This is a genomic window from Galbibacter sp. L-19 (genome assembly GCF_056857615.1).
The window spans coordinates 23,467-39,553 of the sequence record NZ_JBSXNL010000069.1; the positions used below are offsets into that span (position 1 = coordinate 23,467).

Annotated in this window: 13 protein-coding genes; 5 read left to right on the plus strand and 8 right to left on the minus strand. The window is 33.3% G+C overall.

What is annotated here, in order from left to right:
• Positions 1–104: 104 nt before the first annotated feature.
• Genes AC13CQ_RS15600 through AC13CQ_RS15610 form a run of 3 tightly spaced genes read right to left on the minus strand, consistent with a single transcriptional unit; the run spans position 105 to position 3,717 of the window.
• The gene (locus AC13CQ_RS15600) at positions 105–1,925 is read right to left on the minus strand and encodes a GNAT family N-acyltransferase (RefSeq protein WP_008610886.1); all 1,821 of its coding nucleotides are present in this window, start codon (positions 1,923–1,925) and stop codon (positions 105–107) included.
• A 59-nt stretch (positions 1,926–1,984) separates the two neighbouring features.
• Entirely contained in the window at positions 1,985–3,235 is a 1,251-nt protein-coding gene (locus AC13CQ_RS15605) for an aspartate kinase (RefSeq protein ID WP_474507149.1), read from the minus strand.
• Positions 3,232–3,717 (minus strand): GNAT family N-acetyltransferase, encoded by a 486-nt coding sequence (locus AC13CQ_RS15610; protein WP_456867865.1) that lies wholly within the window; start codon positions 3,715–3,717, stop codon positions 3,232–3,234. The genes AC13CQ_RS15605 and AC13CQ_RS15610 overlap by 4 nt, the downstream gene beginning before the upstream one ends.
• 113 nt (positions 3,718–3,830) lie before the next feature.
• Between AC13CQ_RS15610 and fbp the strand changes: the two genes are divergently transcribed.
• A complete protein-coding gene (fbp, locus tag AC13CQ_RS15615) occupies positions 3,831–4,838 on the plus strand; it encodes a class 1 fructose-bisphosphatase (protein WP_456867864.1) in 1,008 nt (335 codons plus the stop codon).
• Positions 4,839–4,893: 55 nt separating this feature from the next.
• Here the strand turns inward: fbp and AC13CQ_RS15620 are convergent, their stop codons facing one another.
• The gene (locus tag AC13CQ_RS15620; RefSeq protein ID WP_337901392.1) at positions 4,894–5,325 is read right to left on the minus strand and encodes a TerB family tellurite resistance protein; all 432 of its coding nucleotides are present in this window, start codon (positions 5,323–5,325) and stop codon (positions 4,894–4,896) included.
• 280 nt (positions 5,326–5,605) lie between these two features.
• Here AC13CQ_RS15620 and AC13CQ_RS15625 point away from each other — a divergent pair, with 280 nt between their 5' ends.
• On the plus strand, positions 5,606–6,055 hold the full coding sequence (locus tag AC13CQ_RS15625) for a ferritin-like domain-containing protein (RefSeq protein WP_008610878.1): 450 nt from the start codon (positions 5,606–5,608) through the stop codon (positions 6,053–6,055).
• A 400-nt stretch (positions 6,056–6,455) separates the two neighbouring features.
• The gene (gene dnaE / locus AC13CQ_RS15630; protein ID WP_456867863.1) at positions 6,456–10,838 is read left to right on the plus strand and encodes a DNA polymerase III subunit alpha; all 4,383 of its coding nucleotides are present in this window, start codon (positions 6,456–6,458) and stop codon (positions 10,836–10,838) included.
• 130 nt (positions 10,839–10,968) lie between these two features.
• Here dnaE and AC13CQ_RS15635 read toward each other — a convergent pair whose 3' ends face one another.
• Together AC13CQ_RS15635 and AC13CQ_RS15640 are read right to left on the minus strand one after the other, a co-directional pair.
• Complete coding sequence (locus tag AC13CQ_RS15635) at positions 10,969–12,873, minus strand: TlpA family protein disulfide reductase (protein WP_456867862.1); 1,905 nt, start codon at positions 12,871–12,873, stop codon at positions 10,969–10,971.
• A gap of 96 nt (positions 12,874–12,969) precedes the next feature.
• Positions 12,970–13,389: a 3D domain-containing protein gene (locus AC13CQ_RS15640; RefSeq protein WP_456867861.1), complete on the minus strand. Its 420-nt coding sequence runs from the start codon at positions 13,387–13,389 to the stop codon at positions 12,970–12,972.
• A 171-nt stretch (positions 13,390–13,560) separates the two neighbouring features.
• Between AC13CQ_RS15640 and trxA the strand changes: the two genes are divergently transcribed.
• Together trxA and AC13CQ_RS15650 are read left to right on the plus strand one after the other, a co-directional pair.
• Positions 13,561–13,878, plus strand: a complete 318-nt coding sequence (gene trxA, locus AC13CQ_RS15645) for a thioredoxin (RefSeq protein WP_008610870.1) — start codon at positions 13,561–13,563, stop codon at positions 13,876–13,878.
• A 90-nt stretch (positions 13,879–13,968) separates the two neighbouring features.
• Positions 13,969–14,361, plus strand: coding sequence for an HIT family protein (locus tag AC13CQ_RS15650; protein WP_456867860.1), 393 nt, complete (start codon positions 13,969–13,971; stop codon positions 14,359–14,361).
• Positions 14,362–14,365: 4 nt separating this feature from the next.
• Here the strand turns inward: AC13CQ_RS15650 and AC13CQ_RS15655 are convergent, their stop codons facing one another.
• Entirely contained in the window at positions 14,366–14,719 is a 354-nt protein-coding gene (locus AC13CQ_RS15655; RefSeq protein WP_008610867.1) for a hypothetical protein, read from the minus strand.
• 17 nt (positions 14,720–14,736) lie between these two features.
• Entirely contained in the window at positions 14,737–15,879 is a 1,143-nt protein-coding gene (locus AC13CQ_RS15660; RefSeq protein WP_335587583.1) for a sensor histidine kinase, read from the minus strand.
• Between the last annotated feature and the right edge of the window lie 208 nt (positions 15,880–16,087).

A 16,087-nucleotide genomic window follows, 5' to 3' on the forward strand; every position in this document is an offset into this window, starting at 1 on the left:
CAGCTAACTCTCGAAAAGATCCTTTAACATTCAGGAAGGTACACTATACTTTTTTAAGTGCTATTATTTACAGTCACTTATATGTTTTTGGATAGCATAGGTTTTTAATCTTCTACATTTCCATTTAAATCTTCCATATGTTTTCGTTCCAATTCTGCTTGGAATTCTTCCATTACTGGTTTTACAGTGCTTTCTGGGAGATCTGCAATTTTTATATACATAAGTCCATCTACAGAATTATTAAAGAGTGGATCTACATTAAAAGCCACCACTTTAGCATTCTGCTTAATGTATTTTTTAATCAATACAGGGAGTCTTAAGTTTCCTGGTTCAACTTCATCAATCATCCGATCAAATTTGTTGAGGTCGGCTTCTGTTTCATCAAAAACAAACTCTTTGTCTGCGTCTTTTAATTTTACTTTAAACTCTTTTTTCGGACTAATATACTGAGCTACGTACGGATCCCAATAATGAGATTTCATAAACTCAATCATTAAAGATTTGGAGAAATTAGAAAATTGATTGCTAATGCTCACTCCTCCAATTAAATATTTGTGCTCTGGATGTCTTAAAGTTGTATGTACAATTCCTTTCCAGAGTAAAAATAGAGGCATTGGTTTTTGCTGATAATCGCTTACAATAAATGCGCGACCCATTTCTATGGATTCGCTCATCATTTTATGAAGCTCAGGTTCAAATTTGAACAAGTCCTGCATATAAAAACCATCAATTCCTTTTGTCTTAAATATTTCCGAGCCCATTCCCATTCTATAGGCTCCAACAATGGCTTTTTCATCACTGTCCCATAAAAACAAATGGTGGTAATACTCATCAAACTCATCGGTATCTATAGCTTGGTTGGTACCTTCGCCTACTTCTCTAAAAGTAATCTCTCTAAGTCTGCCAATTTCTCTTAAGATATATGGCATTTGTTTCGCCTTGGCGAGAAAAACCTCATAGTTTTTACTTTGTAATAAACGTAAGTCTAGCGCTCTTAATTCGTTAACCTCTCGCTCCATTAATTCTTTACTCACAGGAGTAATAATTTCTTTAGGAGAGCGTGGAAATTTAAAACTTGTAGGTACTTTATCAAACAAACGTCCTTCTTCAAAAGCGTTTGATAACATATATGTTTTTCTTCTAAGAAACTCAGTAAAATCCTCTAGACTTTCTTGCTCTTGTTGTGCTTCAACGCTAATAGGTCTTCCAATTCTAACACGGATAACTCTGTTGCGTTGCGTTAAAACTTCAGAAGGTAATTTTGCCGTTCTAAGCGTATCATTCAGTTTTGATAAACGATAGAATAATTTACTGTTTTTAGCGTGAAAATAAATCGGTACTACAGGAACTTCGGCACGCTGAATAAGCTTCATTGCAGCCTCTTCCCATGGTCTGTCTACAATTAGTTTTCCATCTCGATAGGTAGAAACTTCTCCAGCAGGGAAGATCCCTAAAGGATGCCCTTCTCTTAAGTGTTTCAACGATTGCTTAAAACCTGCAACACTACTTTTAGCATCTTTATGAGCTTCAAATGGGTTTACAGGCATAATATAAGGCGCTAATGGCTTTATTCTGTGTAATAGAAAATTTGCTATTATTTTAAAATCTGGCCTTTGCTCTAACAGTAATTTAAGTAATAAAACCCCGTCTATTCCACCAAGTGGATGGTTGGAAATAGTAATATATGCTCCATCTTTTGGAAGTCTTTTTAAATCTTCTTTAGGAATTTCAAAATTAATTTCAAACTCATCTAAAATAGCATTCAAAAACTCTAAATCTTTCTTCTCTTTATGCTTATCGTATACTCTATTAATCGCAGATATGTTTAGAACTTTCATTAGTGCCCAACCACTTAATGTTCCTAAAAATCCATACTTATCTGCGTTAATTACTTGTGCTACTTCTTTTGCAGTAACTAATCCCATTTGAAATTATATTGAGGTCTAATCAATACAAATATAGAAAAAGAAAGTGAGCTCTAGATTTATTTTACAACCAACTGAACTGTTTCTTGCGTACGTTGCTCAAGTAAAACTTCCTTTCCACTCTGTAAAGAAGCAATTGCTTTTTCATTGAAATGTCTTATGGTATAGAGCGATACGTCTTCGTAATGTGTTACTTTAAATTTAGATTTTAGTATTTTTAAAAGGTCATCTAATTTGTTGAATTTATTTTCAACACAAACAGAAAAACTGATGGCGGAGTTCTGAATTAAGTCAACTTTCATTCTATTATCACTAAAAAGTTTGAAAATCTCACTAATATTTTCTTCAACAATAAAAGAGAAGTCTAAAGAAGAAAGTTTCATTAAAATCTGATTTTTCTTCACTATAAAGCAGGGGACATTTGGTGTAATTCCTTTACCTTTCATTACTACTGTTCCATCTTCTTTAGGATTTATAAAGGATTTAACATGAAGTGGAATCTCCTTTCTTTGAAGCGGTTGCAATGTTTTAGGATGGATTACAGAAGCGCCATAAAATGCAAGCTCAATAGCTTCTCTATAGGATATTCTGTTTAAAAGTTCTGGGTTTTCAAAATACCTAGGATCGGCATTTAAAACTCCAGGCACATCTTTCCATATAGTTACAGATGCTGCATTTAGGCAATATGCAAATATAGCGGCGGTATAATCGGACCCTTCTCTTCCAAGGGTGGTTGTAAAGTTATTATCATCGCTTCCTAGAAAACCTTGTGTTATGTTGAGGCAACTTTGGTCTATGTTTTCAGCTATATTTTTTTGCGTAGCATCCCAATTTACAGAACCTTCTCTATAACTATCGTCAGTTTTGATGTAATCTCTTACGTCTAACCATTTATTTTTAATACCTACTTCAGAGAAATAAGTACTTAAAATAGTTGTAGAAATAAGTTCTCCGTAGCCTACAACTTGGTCGTAAACAAAAGAATATTTTGGAGATTTATTCCATGCTAAAAATCCTTGAACTTGCTCAATCAAGCCTTTAACTTTTTGAAATACAGGGTGTTTTTCGTTTTCAAATAACGCTATTAAAATATCATTGTGGTAATCAATAATTTCTTGGAATGAAGCATTGAGTTTTGATTTGTCTTCAAAATAATTTTTAACCACAACCTCCATGGCGTTGGTTGTTTTGCCCATAGCTGAAACCACTAATAAAGTGTTTTCGTGCCCTACGGTTTGTAATACATTAACTACGTTTTTTATCCCTTCTGCATCTTTTACAGATGCTCCTCCAAATTTAAAAATTCTCATGAATTTGTATTTGCTATAAAATTCTTAATTCCTTGTTCGTCTAATTGTACGGTATCCCAATCTCTTAGGATATTGGCGCCATTCTTTTCATAAAATTTTACTGCGGGAGTATTCCAATCAAGTACTACCCATTCTATTCTTTTTACGCCAAGATTATGACCATATTTAATTACTTCGGCAAAAAGAGCACTTCCTAAGCCTGTTCCTCTCGAACTTTTTCTAACTACTAAATCTTCAAGATGAATTGTTTTTCCTTTCCAAGTAGAATAGCGGTTATAAAAAAGTGCCATTCCTTCAATTTTGTTATTTACTTCACCCACGAAGCATTTAAAAAGTGGATTCTCTGCAAATCCATCATTTACTAAATCTTCCACAGAAACTTCCACAGCTTCAGGTTCTTTCTCAAAATCCGCCAGTTCTTGAATAAGTTCGAGAACTTGGCTCATATCTTTTTTTTCTGCTAGTCTAATTCTATACTCCATATCTGTTACAAATATAACTTAGAGTTATAAATATATAAAAATGAAATTTAACGAAAACGTTGTAGTTTCACAAAAATGACGATATTTGTGAGCGTAAAAACACAAAAACCGTTATGACCAAGAAAAACAAAACGCTGGGCGAGTTTATTATTGAAAATCAGCGTGCTTTTCCGTATTCAACAGGAGAGTTATCAAAATTAATCAACGCCATTCGTTTAGCAGCTAAAGTTGTAAACCACGAAGTTAATAAAGCAGGTTTAGTAGATGTTTTAGGATCAAGCGGCGATATAAATGCGCAAGGCGAAGATCAACAAAAACTAGATGTTTTAGCAAACGAAAAGTTTATTCAATCATTAACAAACAGAGAGATTGTTTGCGGAATAGCCTCAGAAGAAGAGGACGATTTTGTTGCCATAAACAGTCATGATAACAACAATCAGAATAAATATGTAGTGTTGTTTGATCCTTTGGACGGCTCTAGTAATATAGATGTAAATGTTTCTGTAGGGACTATTTTTTCGATTTATAGAAGGGTAACTCCTATTGGAACTCCTGTTACTATTGACGATTTCTTACAGCCAGGGAGAGATCAAGTAGCTGCTGGATATGTAGTTTATGGGACTTCTACAATGTTGGTTTATACTACAGGATATGGAGTAAATGGATTTACATTAAATCCTGCTATCGGGACATTTTATTTGTCGCATCCAAATATGCAATATCCAGAAAATGGTAGCATTTATTCTGTAAATGAAGGAAATTATGTGCACTTTCCAGAAGGTGTAAAAAAGTATATTAAATATTGCCAAATGGAAGAAGAAGATCGTCCTTATACCTCCCGTTATATAGGTTCTTTGGTATCAGATTTTCATAGAAATATGATTAAAGGAGGGATTTTTTTATATCCAGAAAGTAGTAAAGCTATGAATGGGAAATTACGGTTGTTGTACGAATGTAATCCAATAGCATATTTAGCAGAACAAGCAGGTGGAAAAGCTAGTGATGGAACTAGAGCTATTTTAGATATAAACCCCACAGAGTTACACCAAAGAGTTCCTTTTTACTGCGGAAGTAAAAAAATGGTAGAAAAAGCGGAGGAGTTTATTCAAAATTATAAATAACCAAAAAGGCAGCACTTTTTCAAGTACTGCCTTTTGACTTTTTATCAATAAACCCTTAGCGGTTCATGTGCTTAATTTCTTCAATAAAAGTATCTAAATCTACTCCTTTGTGGATAAGATCCATCGCTTTTTTATTGATAAGATCTACGTTAGCAGGATTAAAACCTAAACCAATACCCAATCTTCTCATAATTCGCATTTCATCTTCATCTTCGATATGGTCGGAAAAAATCATACGCCCAATATCATATAGTCTTTCCAATCTTGCGTTGTACAACGAAGGTGGATTTACTGGAAATGCAGACGGATTTTCTAGAATACTCTCATATAGCTCAGGAGAAATATCTAAATTATTTGCTAAACGGTCTAAAAATGCTTTTTCTTCAGGAGACATTTCGCCATCAGATAAGGCAACTCTAACAATAGCTGCAAAATGATCGCGGTTTCTATCTCTAAAACCTGAAGAATATAAATCTGAAATTGACATCAATATATTTTTTTAATGTAGGCACAAAGATAATTAAACCCATAAATTATTCTGATGAAATTTTTCTATTTTTTTTAGGAATCTCAATAGGTAACAATTTTTATAATGAATCGAAGCAATTCGCTTTGTAAATAAAGAATTTGTTTACATAAAAAGTATTATAATTCCTTTAAGATTTAAGGTTAAATAATACCTAAACCACCCCTTTTCCTTTGGTTTGGAAGAATGGTTTAGTAAATTAAGAGGAGAAATAGATTATTAACCATTTAAAAATTGAATTATGAGTTACACAGAAGATGTTGCCAAAAAAATAAATGAATTATTAGAAAAGAATTATGATGCGCAAAAGGGTTTTGTAAATTCTAGTGAGCATGTAGATAATACAAATCTTAAAACTTATTTTAAAAGTAAAGCGGCAGAACGAGAAAAGTTTGCTGATGAGTTGAAAAGAGAGATCATTTCTTTTGGAGAAAAGCCTATAGATTCGGGTAGTATAACAGGAGATATGCACCGTACTTGGATGAATATAAAATCGGCTTTATCTAGTAATGATGAAGAGGCAATTTTAGAAGAAGTACAAAGAGGAGAGGAGGCAAGTTTGGAAGATTATAATGAAATTCTAGAAGAAACATCCTTGCCAGAATCTACAAAAGCAATGATTACGAGGCAGCGAAATGCTATCAAAAACTCTGTAAACAATGCAAAACGTTATGAGCATATTGTATCTTAATCCCTCATTGAGGGTTTAATTCCCTAGAGCCTGTGCTGAGTTTACCGAAGGGCTCTGCATCGAAATGGATTAAATTATTTTACTTTGAATACCTCGTAGGCTTGCTTCGAGGTAGTTGATTAATTATAGAGTTAATTGAAAAAGGTTGCTTAGAAATAAGCAGCCTTTTTTGTTTTAATCCCTCAAAGAGGGTTTAATTCCCCAGAGCCTGTGCTGAGTTTACCGATGGGCTCTGGGTCGAAATGAATTTAATTTATTTCCTTTGAATACCTTGTGGGCTTGCCCGAGGTAGTTGATAACTCCTGATAATTTATGCTTTTTACTCTCAAAAATATCCTTAATTTTAAGCTTTCAGTTGGCTTACAACTAATTACTTCAATCTTAAAGAGATAGCAATTTTATGTACCTGATTTTTGATACAGAAACTACCGGATTACCGAAACGTTGGGATGCTCCCATAACCGATGTTGATAATTGGCCAAGAGCAATTCAAATTGCATGGCAATTGCATGACGATATGGGAAATCTTGTAGAACATCAGGATTATTTAATCAAGCCAGAAGGGTTTAATATTCCTTTTGATGCTGAAAAGATACATGGAATATCTACAGAATTAGCCGAACAGGAAGGGCTTCCATTGGATGAAGTATTAGAAAAGTTTCAGAAAGCTTTATCAAAATCCACTTATGTAGTTGGTCAGAATGTAGGATTTGACGTAAATATTATGGGTGCGGAATTTTACCGTGCGGGAGTAGAAAGTAATCTAACCGAGTTACCTGTTTTAGATACTTGTACAGAAACTACAGCATCTTTATGTAAGATTCCTGGAGGAAGAGGAGGGAAATTTAAACTTCCCACACTAACGGAGCTTCATGAGTTTTTATTTAATGAACCTTTTGCAGAAGCTCATAATGCCACAGCAGATGTGGAAGCAACCACACGTTGCTTTTTAGAACTTATCCGTAAAGAGGTTTTTACTGCGGAAGAATTAGATGTTTTACCTTCCTATTTTAGAGATTTTTCTGAGGCCAATCCGCAGCCAATTGAGCTTATCGGATTAAAGCATATTAATCTGAAAAAAGCTTCTGATAAAATTAGGGAGCAAATTGCGAAAGAAGCGCCTTCAGAAGAAATTTCTAAGGAAGAACTACATCAAAACATAAAAGAGTTAGAAGAGGTTAACTTTTCACACCTTCATAATTATTCTCAGTTTTCTATTCTTCAGGCTACTTCAAGTATTCCAGATTTGGTTGCTGCAACGGCAAAAGCTAAAATGCCAGCGGTAGCACTTACAGATATGGCAAATATGATGGGGGCTTTTCATTTTGTAAAAGAAGTTGGAAATCATAATAAAGGAGTAAAAGCCAGAAATGAAGAGGCTATTGCAAATGGAGAAGAGCCTTCTGAAACAATTATAAAACCTATTTTAGGATGTACTTTAAATGTTTGCGAAAATCATTTAGATAAATCTGTTAAAGATAATGGTTACCAAATTGTGATGCTTGCTAAAAATAAGCGAGGGTATCATAATATGGCAAAAATGTCTTCTATAGCTTATACAGAAGGGTTTTATTATGTGCCAAGAATTGATAGAAAAGTTGTTGAAAAATACAAGGAAGATATAATTGTACTTACTGGAAATTTGTATGGAGAAGTTCCAAGTAAACTCCTAAATATTGGGGAGGTACAAGCAGAAGAGGCTTTGCTTTGGTGGAAAGAGCAGTTTGGAGAAGACTTGTATGTGGAAATAATGCGCCACGATCAAGAAGATGAAAATAGGGTGAATAGCGAACTTGTAAGGTTGGCAAATAAACATCAAGTAAAGTTAGTAGCAACAAACAATTGCTATTACATAAATAAAGAAAATGCAAATGCACATGATATTTTATTGTGTGTTAAAGACGGAGAGAAAAAAGATACGCCTATTGGTCGTGGGCGAGGATATCGATACGGATTGCCAAATCAAGAATATTACTTTAAGAGTGGCGAGGAAATGAAAGCCATTTTTAAAGATCTTCCTGAAGCTATTTTTAATATTCAGGAAGTTGTAGATAAGGTAGAGCCGTATGAGCTAGCTAGAGATGTTTTATTACCTGCGTTTGATATTCCAGAAGAATTTCAGTTTGAAGAGGATAAAGATGATAATGGAAAACGTGGGGAAAATAAATATTTAAGACACCTAACGTATGAGGGAGCAAAAAGGCGTTATCCAGAAATTACAGAGTCAATTAAGGAACGATTAGACTTTGAGTTAAGCGTTATTGAAAATACAGGATATCCAGGGTACTTTTTAATTGTACAAGATTTTATTGCAGCAGCTCGTAAAATGGATGTTTCTGTTGGTCCGGGGAGGGGTTCTGCTGCTGGTTCTGCAGTGGCCTATTGCTTGGAAATTACAAACATCGATCCTATTCACTACGATTTACTTTTTGAGCGGTTTTTAAATCCCGATCGTGTATCCTTACCAGATATTGATATTGATTTTGATGATGAAGGGCGTGGGCGTGTAATGGATTATGTAATAGATAAATATGGTGCCAACCAAGTAGCGCAAATTATTACTTATGGAACCATGGCTGCTAAGTCTTCTATTAGAGATACAGCACGTGTGCTTGATTTACCTTTACACGATGCCGATAGGATAGCTAAGCTAATTCCAAATATGAAGCTGGCTAAGATTTTTAGTTTAGACGATGCTAAGTTAAAAGGGAGTTTACGCGCTGAAGAAATTGATAAAGTAAACGAGCTTAAAAATATAGCAGATGGAGACGATTTAGAAGCGCTGACGGTAAACCAAGCAAGAATTTTAGAAGGGTCGGTTAGAAATACAGGAATTCATGCGTGTGGAGTTATTATTACCCCAGACGATATTACCAAATTTGTTCCTGTTTCTATAGCTAAAGACTCCGATTTATATGTTACGCAATTTGATAATTCCGTGGTGGAGAATGCGGGATTATTAAAAATGGATTTCCTCGGATTAAAAACACTAACGCTTATTAAGGATACCGTTAAATTGGTAAAATATAAGCATGGGATAGATTTAAATCCAGATGAATTTCCGTTAGATGATGAAAAAACATACGAGCTGTTCCAGAAAGGAGAAACCGTAGGAATTTTCCAATATGAATCTGCCGGAATGCAGAAACATATGAAGGATTTAAAACCTACCGTTTTTGCCGATTTAATTGCAATGAACGCCTTATATCGTCCAGGGCCTTTGGAATATATCCCGAGTTTTATCCGTAGAAAACATGGAGATGAAGAGATTAAATATGATCTCGATGCCATGGAAGAATACCTTAAGGAGACCTACGGGATTACGGTTTACCAAGAGCAGGTAATGTTGCTTTCTCAAAAGTTAGCAGGTTTTACAAAGGGGGAAGCCGATGTTTTGCGTAAGGCAATGGGAAAGAAAATATTTGCATTACTAGAACAGCTTAAACCAAAGTTTTTAGATGGAGGAGAGGCTCGAGGGCATTCTAGAGAAACGCTGGAGAAAGTTTGGAAAGACTGGGAGGCATTTGCAAGTTATGCTTTTAATAAATCGCATTCTACCTGTTATGCTTGGATTGGGTATCAAACAGCATATTTAAAGGCAAATTATCCTGCGGAATATATGGCAGCTGTACTGTCTAATAATATGAACGATATTAAACAGGTTACTTTCTTTTTAGAGGAATGTAAGCGAATGGGAATTGAAGTTCTTGGTCCAGATGTAAATGAATCTTACTATAAATTTACGGTTAATAACGATGGTGCTATTCGTTTTGGAATGGGCGCAGTAAAAGGTGTTGGTCGTGGTGCTGTAAATACCATTGTAGAAGGAAGAGAAGGCGGAAAGTATAAGTCTATTTTTGATTTGGCAAAACGGATAGATTTAAGAGCAGCCAATAAAAAAGCATTTGAAAACTTAGCATTAGCAGGAGGACTCGATTCGTTTGGAGATACACATAGGGCGCAATATTTTCATGCAGAAGGAGATGGGATAACTTTTTTGGAAAAAGCAGTGAAGTATGGTGCTAAATTTCAGGAAAATGAAAACTCCTCGCAAGTAAGTCTTTTTGGAGAGGCTAGCGATGTGCAAATTCCCGAACCCCAAGTTCCACCTTGCGAAACCTGGGGGACCATGGAGAAATTAAAACGTGAAAAGGAAGTGGTAGGAATCTATATTTCCGGACACCCATTAGACGATTTTAAAACTGAAATTAATGTATTCTGTAATGGAACTATCGGAGCTTTTAATGATTTGGAAGCCATTGTTAACCGAGAAGTTTCTTTTGCAGGGGTTATTTCTGATGTGCAACATAGGGTTTCTAAAAATGGAAAAGGATGGGCATTATTTACCGTTGAAGATTATACAGATACGTATGAATTTAGAATGTTTGGAGAAGAATATCTTAAATTCCGCCATTTTTTAATGATAAACTCTTTTATTTATATCAAAGCCTTTGTTAGAGAAGGTTGGGTAAATAGAGAAACTGGTAAAAGAGGAGATCCTAGATTGCAATTTAACTCTATGGAACAATTGCAGGATGTAATGGATAAATATGCTCGAAAACTTACCATTCATTTAAAACTTGATGAATTAGAAGATAATCGTATTGATACGTTAAAAGATGTAATTTCCATGCATAAAGGAGATCATACTTTAAATTTTGTGGTGTATGAAATGGAGAATGAAATTAAATTAACAATGCCAAGCAGAAAACAAAAAGTGAATATCTCTAATGAGTTACTTCAAGAATTGAACCTTCAAAATGTTGTTTATAAATTAAACTAGAAGTTTATTATCCTTCCCATTCAAAGGGTTGGACTAGCTTGTAAAAATAATTAAACGATCAACTTTAGCTGATTTTTTCAGAAAAAGTTGATCGTTTAGTTTTATAAAGTATAGATATGCTATATTTTTATTAGCTTTTTTCTATAAGCTCTATTAAAATTTCCATTTCGGTTAAGAGCTTTCCGTTGCCCTCGTAGCCCACAGATTTATAATTAATTTTTCCCTCTGGACTAATAATAATTTTTGTAGGAATTCCTCTAATTCCATAACTGTCGGCTACCACAAAATTTCTACTGTCTTTAATTGGAGCATCGAGAATTACATGGAAATCATATTTGTTTTTAGTAATAAAATCGGTAATGTCTTTTTCTCTTTTAGGAGTGTTCTCAAAAGTATTTACAAACAAAATTGCCACATTTTCATTGTCTTTATATTTTTCTACAAGCTGTTGCATCTCTGGAAAAGAGGCTTTACATGGGCCACACCAAGTTGCCCAAAAATCAAGAATAACAACTTTTCCTTTTAATGAAGAAAGACTCACCTCTTTACCTTCCATGTCTTTTAGTGCAAATTCTGCTGCTTCTTCACTTATTAAATTGCTTTTAATTTTTTCTACTAATAAATTATGTGCAGCAGCTTCTAATTCGGCAACTTTAGCTTCAAGCCCTTCTTCTCCATTAACTTCTTTATATGCTGTAACATAATAATCTAACATTTCAGGATTAGAGTTTCCAGACTTTATAAAAGATTCTCCTTTTTCCAATACAGTTTTGTATTGTTTATCGGTCATTAAAAACTCTAGATATCTTTTATTTACATCTACACTTTTTCCATCGCCTACAGCTATTTTTTGAGTATCAATAGCTTCTTTTGTTTTTCCTTGTTGAAATAAAATTAAACCATACGTATCTGCATACATTTGATAAGTTCCCTCTAGTCTGTTTTTAAACTGACTTTCAGAGAAATAATCTGGTTTATTAGAGGGATCTTCTTTTAGAGAATTAATTAATTCAAGAGATTGTTTGGATAGGTTTTCAGCAAAATCTAAATCTTTTTTTGCTTCTGCTTTTTCCCAAGCAACACTATTATAAACAGAAGCTTTGTTTAATTCTTCATCGATTTGATTAGCGTATTCATCAAATTTAGCAACGTCTCCTTCTTTATTATATGCCAATGCAATAGTTCTAAGTACAGCATCGTTTATTTGACCAGTTGCTTCAGGAAATTTCGTCTTAAAATCTGCATAAGCCTTAGTTTTTTCATCTAAATCTTTAATTTCATAAACTTTAATTAGCGATTCTCGTTCTGCAATTTTACTTTTTGGAAAAGTAGCAATTGCAGCAGTTTTTATAGAATCTGCCTTTTCTTTATTTCCAGTTAAATTATACATTCTTAGTAAAGATTGGTACTCTTTTTCTGTTAGAGATTCTTTAGAAGACAGCGAATCGATGTATTTAGTTACTAATTTTTTTCCTTCTTCTTTACGTTCTTTATACATTAAGTCTAGGTAAACAAGCTTCCATTCTTTAGAAATTTCAGGGTGTTCTGTAATATCTTTTTGGATTGCAGTAACAATAGAATCTTTATTTACCTCCAATTCATTTCTTTCGCCAAAATTTAATCTATAATATGCTTTTGCGGCATTACTTCCAGCAATAATATGTCCTTCAGAATTGTGCAAAGGAATAATGTAACCTTCTTTGTTGTTGTTATCTATTTCTTCATTTTTTTTAATATTGAAGGCAATAGCAGCAGCCGAATCAGGAATTTGAATTGTTGCTTTTAATGTATTTTTAGTATCATTTTTTAAATGAATATCAACTGCATAAGCATTGGTATTTACAAGGTAATAGAACATAGCTTCGATGCTATCTACTGCTTTTTCATTGTAACTTATATTTAATGAATCTCCTGGAGAGGGGGTGGCATCCTCAAGAGTAAGTTTTCCTAAGGTTAAAGCGTTAGTCCCTTCAGGTTCATTTTTGCAGGAAGCTAGTAGAATTAAGAATGATAAAAGATAAATTAAAGACTTCATGATAGTATTTTTTGATTAATGATTCCTAAAAATAGAACTTTTCCTCTGGAATTTAAAAAGTAGGTGTCAATTTTAGTAGAAAATTAGTTTTAGAGGTTAATTTTCATTTTTTTGAGGAATTCCATACCAGATTTTAAGATTCTTGTTTCCAAAATCCCTCGCTTTTTGAAGCTCTATTCCCATATAAATATCAATTTTTTTTCGGTAGCGTGCATTCATTTTATCTTTTACAAAATAAATACCTTCATAACCTTCAATTTTAATAGGGGTATTATGGGTAATTCCTAATTTTAGTAAATCTCTTGAGATTGCAATTGCTTTCATTCCAGGTTGTAAAGTATCTCCCCATGCACTTATAGCAGGATTTCCAACGGTTTGCGTTTTTAAAGAATTGTATGCAGAGGCTTTTACATATAGGGGACTCCATGAAAAATTGTCTTCTATGGAATTGAGTTCTTGTGCTTTAATAATGAAACTCGAAACTAAAAAAAATAAAAGTATAGAGGGGTGCTTCATCTTATGAAGATAGTAAAATAGCAATAATATTAATAGTTATTTTATAAATTTAAGATTCCTATCAGAAAATCAAATGGTTTTATAGTAAAAACATATATGCTCTCTGTAAGGATTCGAGAAATATTTGACTAAATTTGCATAATAAAGTAGAACACATTAAAATTAAATAAAATGGCTTTAGAGATAACAGATGCTACTTTTGATGAAGTAGTTTTAAAAAGTGACAAACCAGTATTAGTAGATTTTTGGGCAGCTTGGTGTGGTCCATGTAGAATGGTGGCTCCAATTATTGACCAATTAACCGAAGAATACGAAGGTAAAGCTGTTATTGGAAAAGTAGATGTTGATGCTAATCAAGAATTTGCAGCTAAATACGGCGTAAGAAATATACCTACAGTTTTAGTTTTTCAAAATGGAGAAGTTGTAGGAAGACAAGTAGGTGTTGCTCCTAAAACAGCATATAATGAAGCAATCGATACATTGTTATAATTAAACGGTGTTTAGTATAAAAAAGGTTTGGCTGTTAGTCAAACCTTTTTTATTTTAGAGTTTAAATAGAAACTGAAGTTTTTTCCTTGTATGGCAACAATTTTTACAAAAATTATTAATGGAGATATCCCTAGTTATAAAGTAGCTGAAGATGAAAATTTTTACGCCTTTTTGGATATCAATCCTAATGCAAAAGGCCATACGCTATGTATTCCTAAAAAAGAAATAGATAAAATCTTCGATTTAGATGAAGAGACTTATATGGGGTTAATGTCTTTTTCTAGAAAAGTAGCCAAAGCACTTGAAAAAGTAATAGATTGTAAAAGAGTAGGGATTGCTGTGGTAGGACTAGAAGTTCCGCATACGCATGTTCATTTAATTCCTTTAAATGCTATGAGCGAAATGACTTTTCAGCAAAAAGTAAAGCTATCCGATGATGAGTTTAAAGAAATTGCTAAAAAAGTAAGTGCTGCTATAGTTTAGTCTTTTAGATACTATTATTGCTACGTAGAAATATAAAAACTGCAATGGCAATTCCAACAATTGCTAACATCATAAAAATAGAAAGCCGAGTTAGTTTAAAGTATGTTTTTGGGTTTTCAACAGTTTTTGCATAAAACTCTCTTACTCTTTCAATGTCTTCCGTCCATCGAACAGGATAAATAGTTGTGTTACAATTTCCACAAACAATTTTGTCGGTTATTTCTTTTGTAGCATTTATATACCAAGCACTCTCAATATGTTTTTGGTAAAAAGTGAGTAAGAGCCCTTGGTTTGAAAAACATTCAGGACAATTATTGGTTAATGAGGCTTCCTTAATTTCTTTTTGTATAGTTTTCACTGTAGGTTTATTTTGATTTATAGTTCTTCAGTCTTAAGAGTAACCTGTATAGTACTTCCTTTTCCTAAAACAGAATTTAAAACTTTTACTTTCCCATCATGGTAATCTTCAATAATTCTTCTTACCAGAGATAGTCCTAGACCCCAACCTCTTTTTTTGGTGGTATAGCCTGGTTCGAATATTTTGTAAAAATCACTTTTCATAATTCCTTTTCCTGTGTCTATAACGTTTATTTTTACTGTTTTCTTATCTTCAAAAATTTCAATTTCTAATTTCCCCTTTCCTTTCATAGCATCAATAGAGTTTATGATGAGATTTTCAATAGTCCAACTATAGAGTTGAGGGTTAACAAGACTGTATATTTCTTTAGCTGGAGCTTTGAAATGAAAATCTACCAATTTAGAACTTCTGGCTTGGATATAATCAAATGTATTTTTTGTTTCTGAAATAACATCTAGGCGTTCTAATTTTGGTACAGAGCCTATTTTGGAAAAGCGTTCTGTAATGGTAGAGAGTCTATCGATATCTTTTTCTATTTCTTGAGTAATGGTAGGGTTTACATTTTCAGACTTTAATAGTTCTGCCCATCCTAAAAGAGAAGAGAGCGGAGTTCCTATTTGGTGTGCAGTTTCTTTTGCCATTCCAGCCCAGAGTTTATTTTGATCTGCTACTTTAGAAATTTGATAGAAAAAGTAAACAGTACCTCCAAAGAAAACGATTATTAAAATAAGCGCTATGGGATAATATTTTAAATTGTTTAAAACATCTGAATTTCCGTAATATAATGTTCCGTATTTTTCTGCTCTAAAAGTAACTTCAATAGGAGCATTTTCGGATACAAATTGTCGGACTTTATTTCTTATGTATATAGAATCATTAGCTTTTTCTTCTGGAAGATTATTCGACCTAACTTCTCCATTTTTCCCCATATATATCATAGGAGTACTGGTGTTATTTTTTATAACAGCTAAGGTAAGATTCCCTAAATCGCGGTCTAAATCGGTAGTTTGTAAAAACTCTCCTAATGCTTCCGCCCAAATTTTCATTTTAGTACGCTCTTCTTCTTTAAATTTCTGAAAGAAAACATAGGTATTCCATAAAATAGAAATAACAATTACAAATGAGGACATTATAAGAATCCAACGGGTAGCTTTTTTCATTTATTCGAAGAAAAGTTTTTACTCATTTATCGAGGTTTATTGCTCCGACACTTTTGTCGAAAAATTTATTTCCTCTTATATCTCATGGCTTTTTTGAGGAATTTTACTTGACAATGTATAAATATAAAGTAAAACCATCAAATTTATTGTTGCTTCACCTACAAAGGTTTAAAATGTATGGTTTTTTTGACAACGAGGTCGAAAAACC